Origin of the sequence: Methylomarinum sp. Ch1-1, from assembly GCF_030717995.2 — a bacterium.
Classification (GTDB): Bacteria; Pseudomonadota; Gammaproteobacteria; order Methylococcales; family Methylomonadaceae; genus Methylomarinum; species Methylomarinum roseum.
Genome location: NZ_CP157743.1, coordinates 1,595,017 through 1,615,510 on the forward strand (window position 1 = coordinate 1,595,017; position 20,494 = coordinate 1,615,510).

The following is a 20,494-nucleotide window of genomic DNA, read 5'->3' on the forward strand; positions in this document are numbered from 1 at the left end:
CTAATGGCGTTTGAGATTGCTCGGGAAGGTATCACGCATAAATATTTTCCTTATACAGTTGGGCGGAACAGTTTTCGCTATTGAAAATTCCATGTCTAGCGATAATAATCTATCAATGTTTGGCCCTGATTGAACAGATTCAGTTTCAAGTCGGATGATAATAACCGAGTATTTTACTCAGCTATTATCTGTAAAGCTAGTTTCTATCGATTGATAACGTTGCTTGGTGGGATAAATTTTCATTTTTTGGCCATCGTGGTATAGATAAATTAAGGCTTGGCGATTTTTCGGGACTAATAATGATGAAGCCAGAATTCTCAACGAAAGTCAGATGTTTCCATGATGGCGATTGCCCTATATGCAAAGCCGAGGTTAAGGCGATGAAAAGACTCGATCGAGACGGCGCGATTGAATGGGTCGATATAGTCTGCGACCCGGCTGCTCTCGACAGCGCCGGAATCGGTTATAAACAGGCGATGGACCGTCTCCATGTCATCGACGAAAACAGGCAATTGCAAACCGGGGCGCGCGCATTCCTGGTTCTGTGGAAGCGTTTGCCATATTATCGCCGGCTGGCTGTCCTGGTCGAAACGTTTCCGGGACTATTGCCGCTGATGGAATGCGTCTACCGTATATTCGCCTATTATCGTCTGCCGTTGACCGGAAAACGGCGCATCAGCGAAAAAACTTAATTCAACACGCTAAAAATACATGACTATTAAAAACCTGGTTCTCGGCGGCGGCTATGTCGGTCAAAGGCTGGCTGATCGGATAGATGCGCCGACGACTCATCGCAGCGAAGAAAAAAGCTCGGCGCAACACTCGCTTTATTTCGATCTCGCCAACCGCAGCAGTTGGAATAATCTTCCGCGCAGCGAAAACGTGATCTGGACATTTCCGGCGGCGCCGCTGGAACAGGTTCAGGACTTTTATCGGACCAAATTAGCGGATGTGGAAAGACTGTTTGTCTACGCCAGCACCTCCTGTTATTTGGCGCCCCAGGGGGATCAATGGATCGACGAGAGTCAGCCGCTGGATTTGGCTCGCGAGCGGGTCGCCGGCGAAGAATGGTTGCGCCAACAAGGCGCCGCGATACTGGTTTTAGCAGGCATTTATGGGCCGAATCGTCAGCCGCTGGACTGGCTGAAAAAGGGCTTGATCAAGACGCCGGATAAACGCGTCAACCTGGTTCACGTCGACGATATCGTCGCGATTACCGAACGACTGTTGAACGATCAACGCGATGCGCGCGGAGAGCGCTTCAATCTTGCCGACAGCGAAGCGCTGCATTGGCGCGATATCGCCCGTCATTACGGCGTTGATATTCAGGCGGAAGCCAAAAACTATGTCAGCAAACGAATAAGCAACGACAAAATCCGACTATGGCTTGGGGGCTATAGTTTCCGCCCCCTGTTTGACTAACGTTATTTGATCCAGATCTGTTTAGCGTTAACAAACTCCTTAATGCCGTGCGGCCCTAGTTCGCGACCGAAACCGGAACCCTTGATGCCGCCGCTGGGCAGGCGGGGGTCGGTTTTGACGATGCCGTTGACGGCGACCTGGCCGGCATTCAAACGGGCGGCCGCCTGCTCGGCGACTTCGGCATCGCTTGTCCAGATGCTGGCGCCGAGGCCGTAGTCGGTATCGTTGGCCAGTGCAACGCCACATCAAGATTCGCCGCCGGCGTGACGACCATGACCGGGCCGAAAGTTTCCTCGCGAAACGCACACATGTCGGGTGTCACATCGGTCAATAGCGTCACCGGGTAGAAATAACCGTCGCCGGCCGGGATTTCACCGCCTAGTAAACAGGTCGCGCCCGCCGCGATTGTTTCGCTGACCTGACGATGAAGATTTTGCCTTAAGTCGTCGCGGGCAAGCGGTCCGATATCGGTGTCGGGAGAGCGCGGATCGCCCGATTTGAGCGCTTCCAGACGGGGTTTCAGGCGCCGGATAAAATCATCATAGACGCTGTCTTCGACGATCACCCGCTTGGCCGCGATGCAGGACTGGCCGGCATTGATGATACGCGACAGGGTGACGATATCGGCGGCCTGTTCCAAATCGGCATCGGCCATCACGATGCAGGGATCGGAGCCGCCCAGTTCCAGCACCGAGGGTTTCAATTCCGAAGCGGCCGCAGCCGCTACTTTTCTGCCGGCGGTGCTGGAGCCGGTGAAGGACACGGCGGCAATTCTCGGGTCGCGTATCGCCTTTTCCACCGCCGGCGTCGTCAGCGGCAGATTGACCATGATGTTGTCCGGCGCGCCGGCCTCGACAAAGACATCGGCTATTACCAGAGCACAGGCGGGCACATGGGAGTCATGTTTCATCACGCAGGTATTGCCCGCCATCAACGCCGGCGCCAGATAGCGAAACGCCAACCATAACGGGGCGTTCCAGGGCAGGATGCCCAGTAACGTCCCTAACGGTTGATAACAAACATAGCTGAGCGAGGCATCGGAAGGCAGTACGTCGTTGGCCAGATAGCTTGCCGCATGATCGGCATAGTGTTCGGCGCACCAGGCGGCTTTTTCCACCTCGGGTCCGCCTTCCTTGACCGGCTTGCCCATTTCCTCGGCCATCAGTTTGGCTAATTCACTTTTGTATTCGCGTAATTGGCCGGCCACCGCCCGCAATACCTCCGCCCTTTCCGGGTAACTGCTGGCTTGCCAATCGGGAAAAGCCTGGTGCGCCAACGCGATGCGTTCTCGCATTTGTTCGTCATTCAGAGCCGGATATTCGGCGATTTTTTCGCCACTATAGGGATTGGTTGCTATCAGCATGATGATCTCCTCAGTGTTCTGGATGGGGGACGGCTTTTTTGACCGCTTGTTTTTTATCGGTTTGCTGTTGCTTGGCCTTATTGATTTGCAACAGTTTTTTATTGCTACGCGCCGGTTTTACGACAAAATCACGCTGCTCCAGCGAGAAAAAAGATTCACAGCCTTCCTCGGTGATATATATCGTGTCGGAAATGCCGCAGGTTTTATCGCCGTCAACGCCCCACATCCAAGGAATGATATGAAAGGTCATGCCTTGTTCCAATACCGTCGAATCACCTTGCTTCAGGCTGACGATATATCCCTCGTCCCAGCTGGGTGGGAAGGCAATGCCGATGGAATAACCGGAGCGGGTAATCAGTTGAGCCCCGATATCGTTATGGGTAATGATGTTGCGCACTAGATTATCCACGTCGGACACGGTCATGCCAGCTTGCACATAGTCATGAACGCAGTTCAGCGCCTGTTTCATCAGTTCCTGGGCCTTGTACATCGAATCGGACAATTCGCCTAAGACCACGGTGCGCATCATCGCGGTGTGATAGCGGCGGTAGCAGCCGCCGACTTCCAAAAATACATGTTCGCCGGCTTCGACGGTACGGCCCTCCAGGTGGCGTGACCGATCATCGAGCGCGGGCCGGAGGTGACATAGGGCATCACCGCCGGCGGCTCGCCGCCGGCGCGGAACATGCCGGCGCTGATCGCGGCGCCGATGTCGTTTTCGCTGACGCCGGCCTCGCAGGCGTCGATCCCAGCCAGCATGCCGGCCTCGGTCGCGGCGGCAGCCTTGCGCATCAGTTCGATTTCCAACGGCGATTTGCGGATGCGGCCTTGCTCGACGATGCCAAAACAGTCCATTAGCTTGGCGCCGGTCAGTGTGGTGTGTATTTTATCCTGTTGGTAAGCGGGAAAGAAATAACTGTTGCGCTCGTAACCGATGCGTTTATTGGCCAGGCCGAATTCCTTCAGCGCATCGACCAGCATTTGTATCGCATCGCCGGTGTCGGGATAAGGCCGGGTGCGCTCGACCCAGGTGCGGGCGATGATATTGGATTCTTCCATCGCGCGAGTGATCATGAAGGGTTCGTCGGTCAACGGGATCACCAGCGCCTGGAAAAAGGAATAGCCGGTGGTCTGATAATCGGTCAAATACATGATGTTTTCCGGATCGCTGATCACCACCGCATCGAGATGTCGTTGCTCGATACGACGGCGCAGCTCGTCCAGGCGTCGTTGATATTCCTCGAACGGGAAGGTCATGTCGTCGCGTTGTCTCATGAGGCCTCCATCACCTGGTCGGTGGCAGTGATTAGAATATTCAAGCCGTCTTTCAGATCGTCTTCGGGAATCGTCAATGGCGGAATCAGTTTGACGACCCGACCGCCGGTGCCGCAGCTGGCGATCAATAAACCGGATTGGAAACAGGCGTCGACGATGGCTTTGGCCCGGTTGCCGTCGCCGATATCGAGTCCTAGGATCATCCCTTTGCCGCTAACTTCGAGGTCGGCATGACGTTTTTCCAACGCTGTCAGCGCCTCGGCCATGATTTGGCTTTTCGCCCGAACGTCCTTCATCAGGCTGTCGTCCTCGAAATAACTTAGCGCCTCCGAGCCGGCGACGAAGGACAGGTCTTGACCGCGGAACGTGCCGGTATGCTCGCCCGGCGCCCAGTGTCGGTCTATTTCCGGTTTGACCAAATTCATCGCCATCGGCGTGCCCATGCCGCCGATGCCCTGGCCAAACAGATAATGTCCGGGTCGATGTCGAGATCATCGAAGCTGAAGAAAGAACCGGTACGGCCGCAGCCGACCTGAATGTCGTCGACGATCAGCAGCGAGCCGATATCCTGGGCCAGTTTTTCCAAGGACTGCAGCCAGGCCTTGCCGGCCACCTTGACGCCGCCTTCGGCCTGTATCGTTTCGACCAAGAACGCCGCCGGCGGCGTAATGCCGCTGGAACTGTCCAGATAATAGGCGCGCAACTGATCGATACTGGCCATGCCGCAGCCCAGATGGCAATCCTGGCATATTTTTTCACAGCCGAACGGAAAGTGGCGCACGTGCTCCAGCGGCACGCCGGCCGCGGCGCGAAAATGCTGATTGGCGGTGCAGCTGAGTGCGCCCAACGTCATGCCGTGAAAACCGTGGCTGAACGCGACGATCTCGCGCCGGCCGGTGGCGCGGCGAGCCAGTTTCAGCGCCGCTTCGACGGCATTGGTTCCGGTGGGCCCCATAAACTGCAGTTTATGGGGCATGCCGCGCGGTTCCAGGATGATGTTGACGAAACGTTCCATGAAGCGGCGTTTAGCGGTGGTGTGCATGTCCAGGCTGTGAGTGACGCCGTTATTCTGAATATAATCGATCATCGCCTGTTTCATTCGTTCATTGTTGTGGCCAAAATTCAGCACGCCGGCGCCGGCGAAGAAATCGATATATTCCTTGCCGTCTTCATCGGTTTGTCGGGCATTGCTGGCTTTATCGAACACCACAGGATAGACGCGACAATAGGCGCGGATGTCGGATTCTCGCTCATCGAATATGTTCATGCTGATCTCCTTGGGTTTTTGCGGGGACGGGCGCGCCGACCAGGCGCGCGAATAATCGAGTGACGTAGGGAATTAAACGGTCGTTGAAATCGTAATAAGGACTGTGGCAGGGAGCATCGTGGCCCTGGCCGTCGTCACCGCCGATCAAGGCAAAGGCGCCGGGATTTGCTGCAAATAATAATGAAAATCTTCCGAAGCCATGATCGGTAGGGCAATCAGCCGGTCCAAGGCGTCTGTCCCGAATTCCTGTTGCCACAGATTTCGCACGCGTGCAGCCTGCTCTGGATGATTGATGGTGGCGTCATAGCGGGGCAGGATCTTGACGTCGCAGTCCACACCATAGCTTTGCGCGGTTTGTCGGCTGATTTCGTTGATCAGTTGATTGACCCGGTCGCGGGTCGCCCGGTCAGGCACACGTATGCTGCCTTCGAGTACCGCCTGTTGCGGAATCACCGTGGGCTGGCTGGGCGCCTCGATAGAGGTCACGCTGACGACGGCGGTTTGCTGCGGCGCGAGTCGGCGACTGACGATCTGTTGCAAGGCGATGACGACGGCGCTGGCGGCCAATACCGGGTCTCGACAAAGTTCCGGCTGGCTGGCGTGTCCGCCGATGCCGGTCAGCGTGATGATGAAGGTGCCGTTGCCGCACATGACCAAGTCGTCCGGGCAGACCAGTTTGCCGAAAGGCAACGCCGGCCAGTTATGCCAACCGTAGATTTCGTCGACGCCTTCCAGCGCGCCTTCCTCGATCATCCGGCGGGCGCCGTGACCGCCTTCCTCGGCCGGTTGAAACAATAACGTGACCGGCCCCGGCAGTTGCTGTTCGCAATGTTTAAGCCAGCGGGCGGCGGCCAACAATGTAGCGGTATGGCCGTCATGGCCGCAGGCATGCATGCAGCCAGGATGGCGCGAGGCCCAGTCCTTATCGGTCTGTTCGTTAATCGGCAACGCGTCGATATCGCCGCGCAGGGCGATATGAGGCGCTCTGGCGCCGGACTGGTTCAGCCTAGCCACGGTGCCGGTATCGGCGCATGGCCGCCAAGGAATATCCAGTGTCGTCAAGGCTTCACGGATTCGTCCGGCGGTCGCTGTTTCCTGCCAGGTCAGCTCGGGCTCGGCATGCAACTGATGACGCATAGCTTGCGCTAACTTCATCGTTTCCCGCCAATAGTCCTGCATGATCGTCCCCCCCTGTTGAGCATGCTGCTTTAGCTACATAACGCCTATGGCTTGGTGCGGTCTATGCGCAACATGCTAATTTTTGGTGCGTTTAAGCTAAGAAATCTGCAATCTTTGCTTAGTGACTTGCAAAGCAAGGGATATGCCAAACGCTATCGACTGGCGGCAAATTTGCAGAAATATCGTTGTAGCCACGCTTCATGTAAAGAGGGTGGCTAAGTTGACGCCACCACTGTAACGCAGTTTTACGGCGATGAAACCGTTGGTAAAAAGCCGAAGACATCAGCAATTACCAGTTTGAGTATTTTTGCGGGGTTTAGGGCATGGGGTGTGTCTGTCGAGGAGCGCCGTTCACCCAGCACCTAAGTTATGCTGGAATGTAAAATATAGTCCAGTAGCCATGGAATTTAGGTGCTGGGTAAACCCATCCATGGGGGCTTGACGGCCGCATCCTTGCTGCCGACATCCTCGCCAAACACACCCCATGCCCTTTTTGAACGCCAAAGTGATGATATGGACTCCTCTCCACCCTCTAACGGTGTCACAATACACCTACTAACAACTTAAACAGAACAAAGAGGAGTTCGAGATGAATCTTAACGTAGTGGGTTTAGATATTGCAAAACTAGTGTTTCATATGTTCATGATGCAAGACGGCAAAGCAAAGAAAAAGAAATTGAAACGGTCGGAACTGTTGGCCTTTGTGGCTCAGATGCCGGTGAGCGTGATCGCGATGGAAGCCTGCGGCGGCGCTCATCATTGGGCCCGGGCATTTCAGGCCCTGGGCCACGAAGTAGTGCTGTTGAATACTCGCTTCGTGAAGGCATTCGTGGTTGGCAATAAAAACGATTACAACGACGCCGAGGCGATTTACACGGCGGCCTGCCAGCCGAACAAACGCAGCGTGGCGATCAAAGGCATTGAGCAGCAAGACTTAGCCATGCTGCAAGGTGTCCGGCGAGGTAAGGTGGACGAACGCACGGCCTTGGTCAATCAAATGCGCGGTTATCTGGCTGAACGAGGCATCGTGCTGCCGCGTAGCGTGAATCAGTTCAGAAAACAACTGCCCAGTATTCTGGAGGACGGGGAAAATGACCTCAGCACGCTGAGCCGGAAGCTGTTTGCCGAGCAGTATCAAGCGCTGAAAGCCTTGGACGAAGCGATCCGGGCTCTGGACCGGGAAATTACGGCAGTATGCCAAAACAATGCCTTAGCCCGACGATTGCTTGACATACCGGGTATCGGTCCTTTGACCGCCATTTTGGCCACGGCTGACGTCGGCGATGGCAAGGGTTATGATTCGAGCCGAGATTACGCGGCCAGCTTGGGCGTGGTGCCAAGGCAGCACAGCAGCGGCGATAAGCAGGTATTACTGGGCATCAGTAAACGCGGCAACCGCCAATTGCGCACATCCTTGATTCACGGGGCAAGAGCGGTGCTGAAATACTGCGGTGACAAGAGCGACCCCTTGAGCCTGTGGCTCAAAGGCTTGATTGAACGGCGAGGCTTCAACAAAGCGGCCGTGGCTTTGGCCAACAAGAACGCCCGGATCATTTGGGCGCTGGCAACGCGTGGCGGCGATTACGTGCCACAAATGGCCTAAGCCGATGAAAACCGGGTTATCCACCCTTTGCCCACAAGCTCCGAGCACGATTGAAGGGCTCTACGCATGTGGACAAAGCGTGGATAACCCTAACAACACTGTAGTAAACGAGTTCAACCAAATTGCGGAGGCAAGACTCTCAAAGTGATGACATTCAACAGGTCAGACCGGCGCTTTTAAAATCCGTTATTCCCGAAGATTCCTTGAAATCGGCAAAGTGATAGAGATAAAAGCGCGCGGATAGCTTCATCAGGGCCCGAAGGTCGATAAATACCTTCATCAAGAGGCCGAATATATGGCGGCAATCTCGATCTCTGTTGGAAACATCATTTTTGAACAATCTTGGCTTGCAATTGGAGAGGAGTCCATATATGGGAATTGCTGCGAAGACATGGACTCGGGTTTTTATCATCATCTAGGACAGACTGATTCCGGTTCAACGGTGACGTTCGACAGTCTTGCTTCGGCTAACGGTTACGATGCTTTTAGGCTTTTGCTATAAAGAAAATTCATGGTGACATTTATTCAAAACCATATCCCGCAACACCGATTCTTCGGCCAAAAAGGCGTCAACCGCCGAAGGATCAAATTGGGTCCCTCTCATGCTCATGATTTCCTGTTTGGCGATATCGAAAGTTTGTCCTTTGCGATAGGGGCGGTCGGAAGTCATGGCGTCCAATGTGTCGATCACCATGAATAAACGCGCGCCGAGAGGAATTTCATCGCCCTTAAGACGATGGGGGTAGCCGGAGCCGTCATAACGTTCCTCGTGGCTTAGGATGATTCTGGCTGCATCGACCATATCGGGTATTTGCGCAATCAGTTCATATCCTTTTTCCGGGTGGGTATGCATTATCCGCCATTCGTTATCCGTTAAAGGGCCTTGCTTCAATAAAATTTCGTCGGCAATGCCTATTTTTCCGATATCATGCAATAAGGCCCCCCAATAAATTTGCTGTAATCGGCGGGGGGCTTTCATAAAGCGGCGAGCCAGCACCATCGTATGACAGGCGACTCGCTTTGAATGCATGCCGGTTTCATGTTCCCTCAGATCCAGTGCGTTGACCAGTATTTCGGTCAGCACAGCATAAGGATCATTCTGTCTGGCATATTCGTCCCGGGTTTTTAAATAACAATGTTCGCAGCAATAGGTCCGTTCATTGATGACATAGGGCTGTGTCGTAATTTCTGTTCCACAGTGTTGACAATTCATCTCGATCACTTAGGTTTTGTAGTGGGGAATGCTTTAAAAATGATTTTGCGTTCATAGCAGCATGCGTTATCTCTTCATGCGTTCCTGAAACTGCAGCGCCAGACTGTAAATCACCGGAAATACCAAAAGGCTGAGCATCAACACGGTCAGCATGCCGCCTAGCACCGGTGCGGCGATGCGCTGGGTGACATCGGCGCCGGAACCCGTGGCCCACATGATCGGAATCAAGCCCAGCATGGTCGTGAACGCGGTGATCGCAACCGGACGAACGCGCAGCGCCGTGGCGGCTTCGACGGCCTGTTTAATTTCCAAAGCCGTCAACGGAGCCTGTTTCTGCCTTCTCAGTCTGGCTACCTCGATATCGATAAAATTTAACACCATCGCGCCGGTTTCGGCGGCGGTGCCGGCCAGCGCGATGAAACCGACATAGACGGCCACCGACAGGTTGAAACCGTACCAGTAAATCATCCAAATGCCGCCGATCAGGCCGAACGGAATCGTCAACATGACGATGACCGGTTCGACAAAATTGCGGAAAGAAAAATACAGCAGCAAAAAAATCAGAAACAACGTCAGCGGAACCACGATACGCAGCCGGGCCGCCGCTCTTTCCATGTATTCGAACTGGCCCGACCAGCTGACGGTATAGCCTTTGGGAATGTTTACCTGCCGTTCCAATGTTTGCTTGGCCTTGGCGACAAAACCGCCGATGTCGGAGGTTTTGATATCGACATAAATCCAGGCGTTGGGGCGGGAATTTTCACTTTTGATGACGGGAGGGCCGCGTCTTAAATTAAGATCGGCCACCAAAGTCAGTGGAATTTGCGCGCCGGTTGGGGTTGGAATGAGCACCCGTTTCAGGCTATTCAGATTATCCCGCAGCTCACGCGGATAACGCAGATTGACCGGATAGCGCTCCAGGCCTTCCACGGTTTCGGTCACGTTCATGCCGCCGATGGCGCTTTGAATGACGTCTTGCACGTCGCCGACGGTCAAGCCATAGCGGGCGGCGGCGTCACGGTCGATGTCGAAATCGAGGTAATAGCCGCCCACGGCGCGATCGCCGAAGGCGGACAGGGTGTCCGGTAGGGTTTTCATCGCCTGCTCGATCGCCTTGGCCAAGCGCTGCAATTCATTCAAGTCCGGCCCGGACACCTTGATGCCGACCGGCGTTTTAATGCCGGTGGAGAGCATATCGATGCGAGTCTTGATTGGCATGGTCCAGGCATTGGTGACCCCCGGAAAACGGATTGCTTGATCCATTTCGGTCATCAATTGCCGGGTGGTTTTATCAGGATCCGGCCACTGCTCTTTGGGTTTGAGCTGAATCGTGGTTTCGGTCATCGACAGCGGCGCAGGATCGGTGGCAGTATCGGCCCGGCCGACTTTACCGAAGACATGCCGCACTTCCGGGAAGGTTTTCAGGATCTTGTCGGTTTGTTGCAGCAGTTCCTTGGCTTTGGTGATCGAAATGCCGGGAAATGTGCTTGGCATATAGAGGATGTCGCCTTCGTCCAGCGGCGGCATGAATTCGCTGCCGGTTTTGGCCAGCGGATAGGCGGTTGATGCCAATAAGGCGCTGGCTATTATTAACGTAATAAAACGCCAGCGCATGGCTACTTTTAAAACGGGCGAATGGATCGAATGCAGCAAGCGGTTAGCCGGGTTTTTGTGCTCCGGCATGATCTTGCCACGGATAAAATAGCCCATCAAGACCGGAACGACGGTGACCGTCAATAGCGCCGCTGCCGCCATGGCGTAGGACTTGGTGAAGGCCAGCGGACTAAATAGCCGGCCTTCCTGCGCCTGCATGGTAAAAATGGGAATGAACGAAACGGTGATGACCAGCAATGAAAAAAACAGCGTCGGCCCCACTTCTTGCGATGCGGTGGAGATGGCCTGCCAGCGTTCCTGCCCGGTCAATTCGGCTTTTTTCTGAGCGGCTGCCTCGGCCAGATGCTTGTGGGCATTTTCCACCATCACAATGCCGCCGTCGACCATGTCGCCTATGGCAATGGCGATGCCGCCCAGCGACATGATGTTGGCGTTAAGTCCCTGCAGTTTCATCACGATGAAAGCGATCAATACGCCCAGCGGCAACGTGATCACGATCACCAGCGATGAGCGCAGATGCAGCAGGAACAAGCCGACCAAAACGCAGACGATGATCAATTCCAGTGTCAACGCCTGGTACAAGGTCGCCACCGCCCGCTCGATCAAGTCGCCCCGGTCGTAAACAGGGATGAGTTCGACGCCGTCCGGCAGTCCTTTTTTCAGTTCCTCAAGCTTGGCTCTGACACCCTCAATGGTCGCCTTGGCGTTTTCACCAAAGCGCATGATGACCACGCCGCCGGCCACTTCGCCTTCACCGTCCAGTTCCACCAATCCCCGGCGCAATTCCGGGCCGATATGTACATGGGCGACATCCTGTATCCGAACCGGCGTGCCGTTGGCGTCGACGGCCAGCGGTATACCGTTGATGTCGTCGATACCGCGGATATAGCCCAAGCCCCGCACCATGTATTCGGTTTCCGCCATTTCCACCAAGCGGCCGCCGACATCGTTGTTGGAGCGTTGAATGGCCCGTTTAACTTTGGCCAGTGGAATACCGTAGGCGAGCAAGGCATTCGGATCGACTTCGACCTGATATTGTTTGACGTAACCGCCGACCGAAGCCACTTCGGATACGCCGGGTACCGTTTGCAACGGATAGCGCAGGTACCAGTCCTGAATCGAACGCAGCTGCGCCAGGTCGTGTTTGCCGGTTTTATCGAGTAGGGCATATTCATAAACCCAGCCGACGCCGGTGGCGTCGGGCCCCAGTGCCGGATTGACGCCTAGGGGCAGGCGGCTGGTGGCATAATTCAAATATTCCAGCACACGCGAACGGGCCCAATACATATCGGTGCCGTCTTCGAAAATGATGTAAACGAAAGACAGGCCGAAGAAGGAGTAGCCGCGCACGACTTTGGCTTTCGGAACCGCCAGCATGGCCGTCGTCAACGGGTAGGTCACCTGATCCTCGACCACTTGCGGCGCTTGGCCCGGATATTTAGTGAAAACGATGACCTGGACATCGGATAAGTCCGGTATCGCATCCAACGGCATGGTTTTAAAAGACCACAGGCCTGCCAAGCCTAGGATAACGGCCGCCAAAAGCACGATAAAACGGTTTTTCAGTGACTGCTCGATTAAGGTCTTAATCATGTCGATGAGCTCCTGATCGGTCGTCCTCCATTTCGCTATCGGGCTTTTCAACGTCGCCGCTTGGAGGGTGATCTGCCGGTTCCTGGTTCATGTTCATCGAACCGCCAGACTCGTTCGGTTCGACCATCTTGGTCGCGGCTTCGCGCAGTTTGGATTCCGAATCAATCAGAAATTGCGCGGAAATAACAACCCGTTCGCCAGCATTCACGCCGTCCAATACGGCCGCTTTACCGTTGGACGAGAGTCCCAGCGTCACCGTTCGGGGCTCGAACTTGCCGGGCGCACGCACGACGAAAACTTGATTGCGGGCGCCGGAGCGGATGACGGATTCGGAGGGGATCGTGATCGTTTCCACATTTTTGCCGGCAAATATGGTCAATTCGGCGAACATGTCCGGTTTTAATAATAACGCCGAGTTATCGAATATGAGCCGCACCTTGATGGTCCGTGTCTTGGGTTCGGCATAGGGATAAATAAAAGCCAGACGGCCTTTAAACACCCGTCCCGGCACACCGGCCAAGCGCATCTCGACCGGATCGCCAACCTTGATCCAGGGCAGTTCATATTCATAAATATCGGCATAAACCCAGACAGTAGACAGGTCGGCGATCATATAAAGTTCGGTGGCCGGAGTGACATACTGGCCCTCACGGGCACCAATATTCATGACGATGCCGGCCTCGGGCGTATGAATATGCAGACTCTTTTTGATCTTATGGGAGTGGGTCAAATCATGCAGTTGATGTTCGGGCACATCCAGCAGTTTCAAGCGTTCCAGTGAGCTTTTGACCAATTCCTCGGCGCCACGCCGAATATCCTCGATCGGACTGTTTTCCAACACCTTAAGGTTATTCAGCGCCAAAATATATTCCTGTTGGCTGGTCACCAGTTGCGGCGAATAAATACTGAGCAAGTCTTCGTTCTTTTTGACCCATTCTCCGGTTTTGTCGATATTCAACGTTTCGATCCAGCCTTCGGTTTTCGGATGCAGACGCACCAGGCGCTCTTCATCGTAAGCGACTCGACCGACCGCACGGACAATATGAGACAACGTTTCCCGTGTCGCAACGGCGGTGCGCACGCCGATATTCTGTTCGGTAACCGGATCAATTTTGACAGTACCCGAGGGTGCGGTCGCACCGTTTGCGTCATCGGCATAAACCGGAACATAATCCATGCCCATCGCATCCTTGGCCGGCACCGGCGAGGTCACCGATGGGTTCATCGGATTGCGGTAGAATAAAGGGGGAGCGCTCGGTGTTGACGACGGCGGAGCTGGTTGGGTTTCAATCTGTTGCAGGGTCGCCCACCAATACCCTGCGCCGAGACCGGCGGCCAAAAACAAGAGGGCGGTGATAATCGAATGCTTATTCATAAATTTCTTCCTTACCGACCGCGGCCGTCAACTGCGCTAAAGACTGATTGGCCTCAGCAAAGGCATTCCAGTATTGCATTTCATAATTGAATAAGGTGATCTGGCTTTGCACCAGATTGAGAAAATCCAATTTGTTAACCTGGTAGCCGGCCAGCATGGAAGCAACGGTCTGTCGCGCCTGAGGAATGATGCCGGTCTTAAACAAAATCACTTGATCTTTCGCGCGTTGATAATCGCTTACGCCTTGCGAGATTTGCCCGCGCACGTGATTCCATTCGTCCCGCAGCGCATATTTTTGCCGCATCAACTCGCTGGTCCTTTGATCCACCGCTTTGGCCTGTTTGCTGGCGATGAAGATCGGCACGGTCATGCTCAATTTCATGCTGAGGAAATCCGCGCGTTCGGCGCCGTCAAGCATACGGTCCCGGATGCCGTAGGCCGCTCCGACATTCAAATCGGGGAAATAGTCTTTTTTGGCCAGATCCAGTCGTGATTGGGCGGCGTTAATGGTTTCTCGTTTGGCGGCCAGCAGCGCCCTGAACTCTTCAGCCATCTGGTAAAGAACGGTTTCCGCAATCAGCTTAGGCAATTTTTCCGCCAATCTATTCGGCAACGCGACGGGTAAATTCGACGGTCTATCCAATAGGGTGTTGAGTTGCGCCACGGTATTACGCCGCAGTCCGTTCAATTTAAGCTGCTGGTCCAGGAGTTTTGACAATTCCAATTGCGCCAACAGAACATCCTGTTGCAAGCCTTCGCCAACCTCGTATTTGGTGCGGGCGATTTGGATAAACTGCCTCAACAGGGTTAGGTTGCTGTCGACGATTTGCAAGGCATGGTCCAGATAGAAAATCTGCCACCAGGTATTTCTGACTTTTTTCTGTAGCCACCATCTGGCCTCGGTCACAGATTGTAAGGCAGCGGCGGCTTCGAATGAGGCGGCCTGTTCGCGCAGCGCGAGTTTACCCGGAAACGGAATAGTCTGGGATATTCCTAGTTGGATTTGGGTCATATTTTCTTGACGGGTATCGAAGGTATCGACCGGAAGATTCAAGGTATTGAAACTGACGACGGGATCCGGCAAGCTGCCGACCTGTGAAGGGATGGCCATCAGCGCTTGAGCCCTGGCCTGCATCTGCGCCAGATCGGGATTGTTTTGCAAGGCGATTGTAATGGCCGATTCGAGCGTCACAACGGGCTGTTCCGAGGCGCGGCTGCTGCTGATGGCGACCATCAGCAGCATGGCGAGAACAGGTCTGGTTAGACAGTGTGGGGAAAACATAAAGCCCTCGTACACAAAAAAGAAAAAGAGTTTTGTCGTGTTGTTAAGGGCGCGCGGCCTGATTAAAGGAATAATGCGAACAGTAGTCCATCCCGAAACGGCAGCGACACCTGATCAGGCGATGCCGATCGGGGGCTTTATCTCAGGGGGGATGATTTGACTCAAAATAGCAACGCGCGTCGGCGTTACAAGAAACGAGGGGATATTGAAGAACTGCTTGGCGATACCGGCATCGGTGTTGATCGCATGGAAATGCGGCGTACATAGATTCCCCGAATAACACCCTTCATCGTCTATGAGCGTGTTGTCGGCGGGGGCTTCAGCGACACAGACAGCAGAATTTTCATTATCTTGGCATAAGTCGAGTTCAAGCATCGACATTTGCCCCGCATTATCGGCGTTCATCAAGACACATTGACCGAGCGCTTGCGCGAGCGGCGAAATGATCAATAAAAGAGCGATCAACAGGGAAAGGGGTCTGTGTCTCATGCTAGATAACAAGCTTTATGGCTTTATTGTGTTTAATATTACGTAATTCCGCAGTGTGACACAAGGAATAATGTTTAACCCGTGTTTCTCGTCAAGGCGGTCGGCAACAGAATCTTGTCGTCTGAGCGGGCGCTCGCTGATCCCAGGGCTAAAACATAAAATTAACAACAAATAGGCCTAAAGTAAGTTAAACGTTTAGGGTGTGTAAATAACCCGCCCCGCGTGCATTGAATGCTTTTAGCCGATCCGCTGCGCGTAATTCACCTCACGGATGTGGGGGGTGCTGACGATAGGAAACGCACCAGGTCCGCTTGTTCCCCTACGCATAGAAAGGCAATGAGGCTAATGGTAGGGCGGATCAAGCCCTTGCGGATCCGCCAAAAAAGTTTCGCAGGGTAGATCGCTTACCATGCGTAGGAGCGCCGCCCTCGGCGCGAAAAGAGCCATTCGGCCCGAGAGCGGTCCTCCTATGGGCAGTTAAACGTTTGGGGCGGGTTAAATAACCCGCCCCGCCTAGAAGGATGGGCGATATTAACCAATGTATTGGTTCAGGTACTTTTTAATGAGGGAGTCCTGTCGCTGATCCGAAGTCATTGGCAATGCATTTGAATAGCTGGCATGATACGAGATAAGGATTCTGCGACTGTTGCTTCGCATCCGAATCGATAGTCGGAACAGGGAGCTTTTTCACGATAGGCTATACAGCCATTGCTTGGAGGTGGTTTATGAATAACGTTAAATTATTCCCGGTCTTAATACTCGCGCTGTTCAGCGCCCAGGCATGGGCTTATGGCAGCAGCAGTAGCAAGAAGGCGTGTAAATCGCCAAAATTCAGCCAGTTTGCCCCGTCTCATTTAAGCGTTGTCGCACCTGAATCGGAATTTTCTTTTTTTGCATCCTCTATCACCAATCCTTCCTCCATCGAGGTCAGCGTCAAAAAACAGCCGGTGGAAGTCACGGTCGATACGTCCGGCAATGGCTATCTCGTCAGCGGAAAATTGCCTGCCCCGTTACAAAATACCTACGCCAGGGTGCAGATAGAGGCGAAGGGGGGCAATCAGTGTCGAGGGCAAGATGGCTGGCTGCTGAAAATCGAATAGTCATCAGCCAAGCTGATGATCGAACAAAGTGTTCACCCGCGCATTTTGGAACCGCTACAGTTCTGACTATGCCCTGATCGCCTGGTTGTTTCTCCGAGGCTTGGCGTTGATATACTTCGCCGCGTTCGCCGCGTTCGCCGCGTTCGCCGCGTTCGCCGCGTTCGCCTCGATGGCGGTGCGGATCGAAGCACGTTCAAGCCTTAAAGTTTGACGCTAGGGCATTAGTCAAACGGGGCAAGGACTGAAAAATAAGCGGGAATGTCAAATGTAAGGCCTGACGTAACTATTCAGTATCTTTCAGGGTTTAGGGAGTAGACCATTGATTTCTCGGGACGCGTGAATACTTCCATGTAAGCTCTGACTGCAACGTCCTGTTGCAGACAGCCCGATAAATCAATAGCCTACTCCCTCTGATAAAAATACGCTGAATAATTACGGCCTGACTTGGCCAAACAGCATTCTAAAGGGAAATAAACCTGACTGGTTTTAAAGGCAAGTCAAGTTTATTTCATACAGAAAATGATTTTTTTAAAGCGTCGAAAAGTTGTCAAGTTATTGAAATAACATGGGTTATTTATTGCATTTGACCTTTAGTGATCTGACTCTATCATGAAAATTAAAGTCAGCGAGTGTGTGAATTTTTGAATTAGCATCAAAAATTAATTCTGATTCTTCAAGCACATCTTGTTTGGTAACACCTAATGATTTCATCAAGACCGGATAATTAGCCATCTCCCTTAGCGTGAGTTTGAAGTCAATATTTTCAAACAGAGTGACTCTTGCGTTAGGGCCGACAATAAGGCTTGAAATGCGTCGATCCCAGCTTTTTCCATTCACGTGATCAAGATTTTTCAACTCGCTAGGGCCTTGAAGTCTAAAATGTTCCCCTTCGTATTGAGGTGACTCATAAAAATCAACCCAACAATCCTTATCTTTGGCGTAAACATTTGAAGTTAATCCCGATAAAAAGATCAAGATAAATGCCCATTTAAAACTGCGAAATACGAATCTAATTCGGTTCATTGTTTTTCTCCTGTTTATTAAATAGTCACCGCGTCTTGTCGGATTCTAAAAACGTGTTACGGAAGATATTTCTTTATTTTTGCTGACTCGATAATGTGAGGGTTAGACACTTATTTCGTCAAATATATCCTAAATCATGTTAAAAAAAGGATGTTTACAGTTCGCCACAGACGTTTTTTCTGTAGCGCACGCTCCGGGGCTGGTCTTACCCTTGACACTAGGGCTTTAGCCAAGCAGCGAAAAGATTGAAAATGAAGGGGAGGGCGTCAAAAACACTCACGGGGTCAGGCCTGAACACTCACGGGGTCAGGCCTTACATTTGACATTTTTTCTATCCGCTTCTGGTAAATAAACATGAGTCAATGTTTATTTGAATCGAGTCTGACCCCGTGCGCCCTCGGACCCCGTGCACCCTCGGGAAGGCTAAGTATCGTAGTTATCCGGATCTGGTTATCATGCTAAAAATGTATGTTATCCCGTTTAGAACTACAAGGCTTTCAGAAAGAAATTGACTTGAAGAGCGGGTCTAGTGTACAAGATATGCAGATCTAGATAACCCGTTAGCACTAAAGAGCAACCAAGCACATAGAATTAAAATGGCAAAACTAGGAACAGAGAAACGACCAATAATCGTTCGTGTACATTCTGAAGAAAAAGCAAGATATGTTGCTGAAACATGTGCGGAACATGGGTGGCACTATATCATTGGGTTTGAATTAGATAAACCTGAAGACATATCGGATTTTGAGAAAATGTTGAATCCTCCTTCGCCTTTAGTATCCGAAAAGGTTGGAAGAAATGAGCCTTGTCCCTGCGGTAGTGGGAAGAAATATAAGAAATGCTGTGGTGGTTCCGGTGCGTTGTTGGCCTGAGTTTTGTGCTAACCAGCGGGTCAACTTGACCGGCAAAAGCTACGCTCCTACCGTCGCTACGCTTTCGCCGTCAAGTTACCCGTTAGCTGTTATGTTTCACGGGAGGATGCATGAAAATATGCGGGGATGGTTTTCTTTCTGAGTCTGGGCGAGAGAGTGCTCAGCAAATTATTTCCCAGCATGCCGGTATATTTCATGAACTAGAGCGGGTTATTTCCTCTCTACGCGGGCGGGTTGCAAAAGGTTGCAAAGGTGTCTGACCCTTTTGGGTTTGTTTCTTTTTTGCGAGCCCCTGATCCACAGGATCTTTATCGCAAGACGGTAGAAATACTTGAAAGAATTCGTGAAGAGAGGCACATGGAGCACTAATGCTGGGCTCAAAGATAGTGGATCTTAATCCGACTGAGTTGAGTGATGCGGCGCTGGGTGCAATCATGGTTAGTGCTATTTCAATCTCAGCAACCAGGTGCAAAGGTGTCTGACCCTTTTGGGTTTCAAGGTGTCTGACCCTTTTGGGTTTCTGACCCTTTTGGGTTTCATGACCTGGGTGACCGACAAGTCGAGATCGGTCGTAAACAAGGCGACCCACTGGGTTTTACGAAACACCCACACGACCTTGATGGGGCATTTTAAGGTCTTCAGCATGACGGTTTTCTCAACCGCCAGTACTTCGCGTACTTTGCCATACAGGTTAACCTGATAGGCAGCAGTTTGCTGCCGGAGCGCGTGCGCTCGGTCGGTCACGGTCCCCAGACGCTGGCCGTATTTACGGGGGCGTCCGCGTGTCTTGGCATCGGCGGACCGGGCGTCGGGGAGCGCATAGAGCACCTGGTTGCTGCGCAATCGGGATAACAGGTGAAAACGTTCGCCTACCGTTTGGCGCACCGGCTTCCATAACCCCTGATTCCCAAACCAGCTGTCGGTGACCGCCAGCATTGGTGTCGAAGCAAAGTGACCGGCGACGGCGATTAGCAATTCCGCCGCTTGCGTGAGTTTGCTTTGAAACGGCGCGACTTGGCCTTTGATTTTGGCGGTTTCCTTTTGTTCGGCGATCATGTGACGGGGTAAGTAAAAACGAAAGCCCAAAAACAAACAGGCCCAACGACCTTTGACCTGCTTCAGTAAGCCGATCGACACCACATTTTGCGCCCAGGGGTAACGGCTTTGATTCGCTTTGGCGGCATGATCGAAAATCGACGCGCAGCCGAAAATGTGTTGACCCACTTTGAGGTTGATAAAATCGTCCAAGCCAATCAATAAGCGGCCATCGGTCGTGGGGGACGGAATCAATCCCCACAGCGTCGTCCAAAGCCTTTCCCAGGGCAGTGTCGACGAAGCCATGAAGGTATAGAACCGCTTTTGCTTAATCTCGATCCCGAACAAAGTCTCCAAGGCCCGCCATAAATTAGACGACATCGATGAGGTAAACGGAACAATCACGGCGGAGGAAAAGGGGACAGATTTATTTATCGGCCTGATTTTCTCCAAAAAATAAATCTGTCCCCTTTTTCGCTTTTTCGCCATTCAAATCTGTCCCCTTTTTCGCCCTAGTTAGCAATCAACTACCTATGAAATCACGGAGTTCCTTTATGCATTAAAACTATGTGTAGAGCCCTACTGGTAATCCCTTGTAATTTCTTGAGTTAAAGTCGCTTCTATTCATAGTTGTATACTTTGCATAGTGGCCGAATTGAGCCAGTCAGAGTCAGTAAAGCTCAGCCAAATCTGGGTCATACACTTTGATGGCAAGCATCCTTGCCAAATCTTGTTCGCGCCTACTTTAGTCTTTAAATTGAGAATTGTCGGGATAAGTCGGCTCGCTTC

General features: G+C 52.7%; 14 protein-coding genes and 3 pseudogenes. 6 read left to right on the forward strand and 11 right to left on the reverse strand.

Features of this window, described 5'->3' with window-relative positions:
- Positions 1-302: 302 nt before the first annotated feature.
- A complete protein-coding gene (locus Q9L42_RS07720; RefSeq protein ID WP_305910262.1) occupies positions 303-692 on the forward strand; it encodes a thiol-disulfide oxidoreductase DCC family protein in 390 nt (129 codons plus the stop codon).
- Between the two features lie 19 nt (positions 693-711).
- The gene (locus Q9L42_RS07725) at positions 712-1,422 is read left to right on the forward strand and encodes a hypothetical protein (RefSeq protein WP_349432502.1); all 711 of its coding nucleotides are present in this window, start codon (positions 712-714) and stop codon (positions 1,420-1,422) included.
- A gap of 2 nt (positions 1,423-1,424) precedes the next feature.
- Here Q9L42_RS07725 and Q9L42_RS07735 read toward each other — a convergent pair.
- The 4 genes and pseudogenes from Q9L42_RS07735 to doeB2 form a co-directional block, all read right to left on the reverse strand.
- Positions 1,425-2,785, reverse strand: a pseudogene (locus tag Q9L42_RS07735) (NAD-dependent succinate-semialdehyde dehydrogenase).
- Between the two features lie 10 nt (positions 2,786-2,795).
- Positions 2,796-4,060, reverse strand: a pseudogene (doeA, locus tag Q9L42_RS21450) (ectoine hydrolase).
- Positions 4,057-5,327: pseudogene (locus Q9L42_RS07755) on the reverse strand (aspartate aminotransferase family protein). Before Q9L42_RS07755 ends, doeA begins: the two co-directional pseudogenes overlap by 4 nt.
- A 144-nt stretch (positions 5,328-5,471) precedes the next feature.
- Positions 5,472-6,506, reverse strand: a complete 1,035-nt coding sequence (gene doeB2 / locus Q9L42_RS07760) for a N(2)-acetyl-L-2,4-diaminobutanoate deacetylase DoeB2 (protein WP_349432539.1) — start codon at positions 6,504-6,506, stop codon at positions 5,472-5,474.
- Positions 6,507-7,095: 589 nt separating this feature from the next.
- On the opposite strand from doeB2, the gene Q9L42_RS07765 reads away from it, so the two are divergent.
- The gene (locus tag Q9L42_RS07765) at positions 7,096-8,109 is read left to right on the forward strand and encodes an IS110 family transposase (protein WP_305907107.1); all 1,014 of its coding nucleotides are present in this window, start codon (positions 7,096-7,098) and stop codon (positions 8,107-8,109) included.
- Between the two features lie 496 nt (positions 8,110-8,605).
- On the opposite strand, the gene Q9L42_RS07770 is transcribed toward Q9L42_RS07765, so the two are convergent.
- The 5 genes from Q9L42_RS07770 to Q9L42_RS07790 all read right to left on the reverse strand — a co-directional run bounded on the left by Q9L42_RS07770 (position 8,606) and on the right by Q9L42_RS07790 (position 15,591).
- Positions 8,606-9,322, reverse strand: coding sequence for an HD-GYP domain-containing protein (locus Q9L42_RS07770; RefSeq protein WP_349432540.1), 717 nt, complete (start codon positions 9,320-9,322; stop codon positions 8,606-8,608).
- 66 nt (positions 9,323-9,388) lie between these two features.
- On the reverse strand, positions 9,389-12,529 hold the full coding sequence (locus Q9L42_RS07775; protein ID WP_305909018.1) for an efflux RND transporter permease subunit: 3,141 nt from the start codon (positions 12,527-12,529) through the stop codon (positions 9,389-9,391).
- Positions 12,522-13,904 (reverse strand): efflux RND transporter periplasmic adaptor subunit, encoded by a 1,383-nt coding sequence (locus Q9L42_RS07780; RefSeq protein ID WP_305909017.1) that lies wholly within the window; start codon positions 13,902-13,904, stop codon positions 12,522-12,524. The genes Q9L42_RS07775 and Q9L42_RS07780 overlap by 8 nt, the downstream gene beginning before the upstream one ends.
- Positions 13,897-15,147 (reverse strand): TolC family protein, encoded by a 1,251-nt coding sequence (locus Q9L42_RS07785; protein WP_305909016.1) that lies wholly within the window; start codon positions 15,145-15,147, stop codon positions 13,897-13,899. Before Q9L42_RS07785 ends, Q9L42_RS07780 begins: the two co-directional genes overlap by 8 nt.
- A 153-nt stretch (positions 15,148-15,300) precedes the next feature.
- Positions 15,301-15,591 (reverse strand): hypothetical protein, encoded by a 291-nt coding sequence (locus Q9L42_RS07790; RefSeq protein ID WP_349432542.1) that lies wholly within the window; start codon positions 15,589-15,591, stop codon positions 15,301-15,303.
- Positions 15,592-16,400: 809 nt separating this feature from the next.
- On the opposite strand from Q9L42_RS07790, the gene Q9L42_RS07795 reads away from it, so the two are divergent.
- Both Q9L42_RS07795 and Q9L42_RS07800 read left to right on the forward strand, forming a co-directional pair.
- Entirely contained in the window at positions 16,401-16,775 is a 375-nt protein-coding gene (locus Q9L42_RS07795; protein WP_349432544.1) for a hypothetical protein, read from the forward strand.
- Between the two features lie 28 nt (positions 16,776-16,803).
- A complete protein-coding gene (locus tag Q9L42_RS07800) occupies positions 16,804-16,986 on the forward strand; it encodes a hypothetical protein (protein ID WP_305909013.1) in 183 nt (60 codons plus the stop codon).
- 359 nt (positions 16,987-17,345) lie between these two features.
- On the opposite strand, the gene Q9L42_RS07805 is transcribed toward Q9L42_RS07800, so the two are convergent.
- Positions 17,346-17,798 carry a beta/gamma crystallin domain-containing protein gene (locus tag Q9L42_RS07805; RefSeq protein ID WP_305909012.1) on the reverse strand — a complete coding sequence of 151 codons (453 nt, stop codon included), beginning with the start codon at positions 17,796-17,798 and terminating at the stop codon, positions 17,346-17,348.
- Positions 17,799-18,394: 596 nt separating this feature from the next.
- On the opposite strand from Q9L42_RS07805, the gene Q9L42_RS07810 reads away from it, so the two are divergent.
- A complete protein-coding gene (locus Q9L42_RS07810; RefSeq protein WP_305909011.1) occupies positions 18,395-18,670 on the forward strand; it encodes a PBPRA1643 family SWIM/SEC-C metal-binding motif protein in 276 nt (91 codons plus the stop codon).
- A 444-nt stretch (positions 18,671-19,114) separates the two neighbouring features.
- Here Q9L42_RS07810 and Q9L42_RS07815 read toward each other — a convergent pair whose 3' ends face one another.
- On the reverse strand, positions 19,115-20,194 hold the full coding sequence (locus Q9L42_RS07815; protein WP_349432547.1) for an IS701 family transposase: 1,080 nt from the start codon (positions 20,192-20,194) through the stop codon (positions 19,115-19,117).
- Positions 20,195-20,494 lie beyond the last annotated feature (300 nt).

Coding starts and splice junctions, on each gene's coding strand:
- Q9L42_RS07725 (WP_349432502.1), top strand. CDS start 712: ATGACTATTAAAAACCTGGTTCTCGGCGGCGGCTATGTCGGTCAAAGG.
- Q9L42_RS07720 (WP_305910262.1), top strand. CDS start 303: ATGAAGCCAGAATTCTCAACGAAAGTCAGATGTTTCCATGATGGCGAT.
- Q9L42_RS07795 (WP_349432544.1), top strand. CDS start 16,401: ATGAATAACGTTAAATTATTCCCGGTCTTAATACTCGCGCTGTTCAGC.
- doeB2 (WP_349432539.1), bottom strand. CDS start 6,506: ATGCAGGACTATTGGCGGGAAACGATGAAGTTAGCGCAAGCTATGCGT.
- Q9L42_RS07780 (WP_305909017.1), bottom strand. CDS start 13,904: ATGAATAAGCATTCGATTATCACCGCCCTCTTGTTTTTGGCCGCCGGT.
- Q9L42_RS07770 (WP_349432540.1), bottom strand. CDS start 9,322: ATGAATTGTCAACACTGTGGAACAGAAATTACGACACAGCCCTATGTC.
- Q9L42_RS07785 (WP_305909016.1), bottom strand. CDS start 15,147: ATGCTGCTGATGGTCGCCATCAGCAGCAGCCGCGCCTCGGAACAGCCC.
- Q9L42_RS07765 (WP_305907107.1), top strand. CDS start 7,096: ATGAATCTTAACGTAGTGGGTTTAGATATTGCAAAACTAGTGTTTCAT.
- Q9L42_RS07790 (WP_349432542.1), bottom strand. CDS start 15,591: ATGAACGCCGATAATGCGGGGCAAATGTCGATGCTTGAACTCGACTTA.
- Q9L42_RS07805 (WP_305909012.1), bottom strand. CDS start 17,798: ATGAACCGAATTAGATTCGTATTTCGCAGTTTTAAATGGGCATTTATC.
- Q9L42_RS07810 (WP_305909011.1), top strand. CDS start 18,395: ATGGCAAAACTAGGAACAGAGAAACGACCAATAATCGTTCGTGTACAT.
- Q9L42_RS07775 (WP_305909018.1), bottom strand. CDS start 12,529: ATGATTAAGACCTTAATCGAGCAGTCACTGAAAAACCGTTTTATCGTG.
- Q9L42_RS07815 (WP_349432547.1), bottom strand. CDS start 20,194: ATGGCGAAAAAGCGAAAAAGGGGACAGATTTATTTTTTGGAGAAAATC.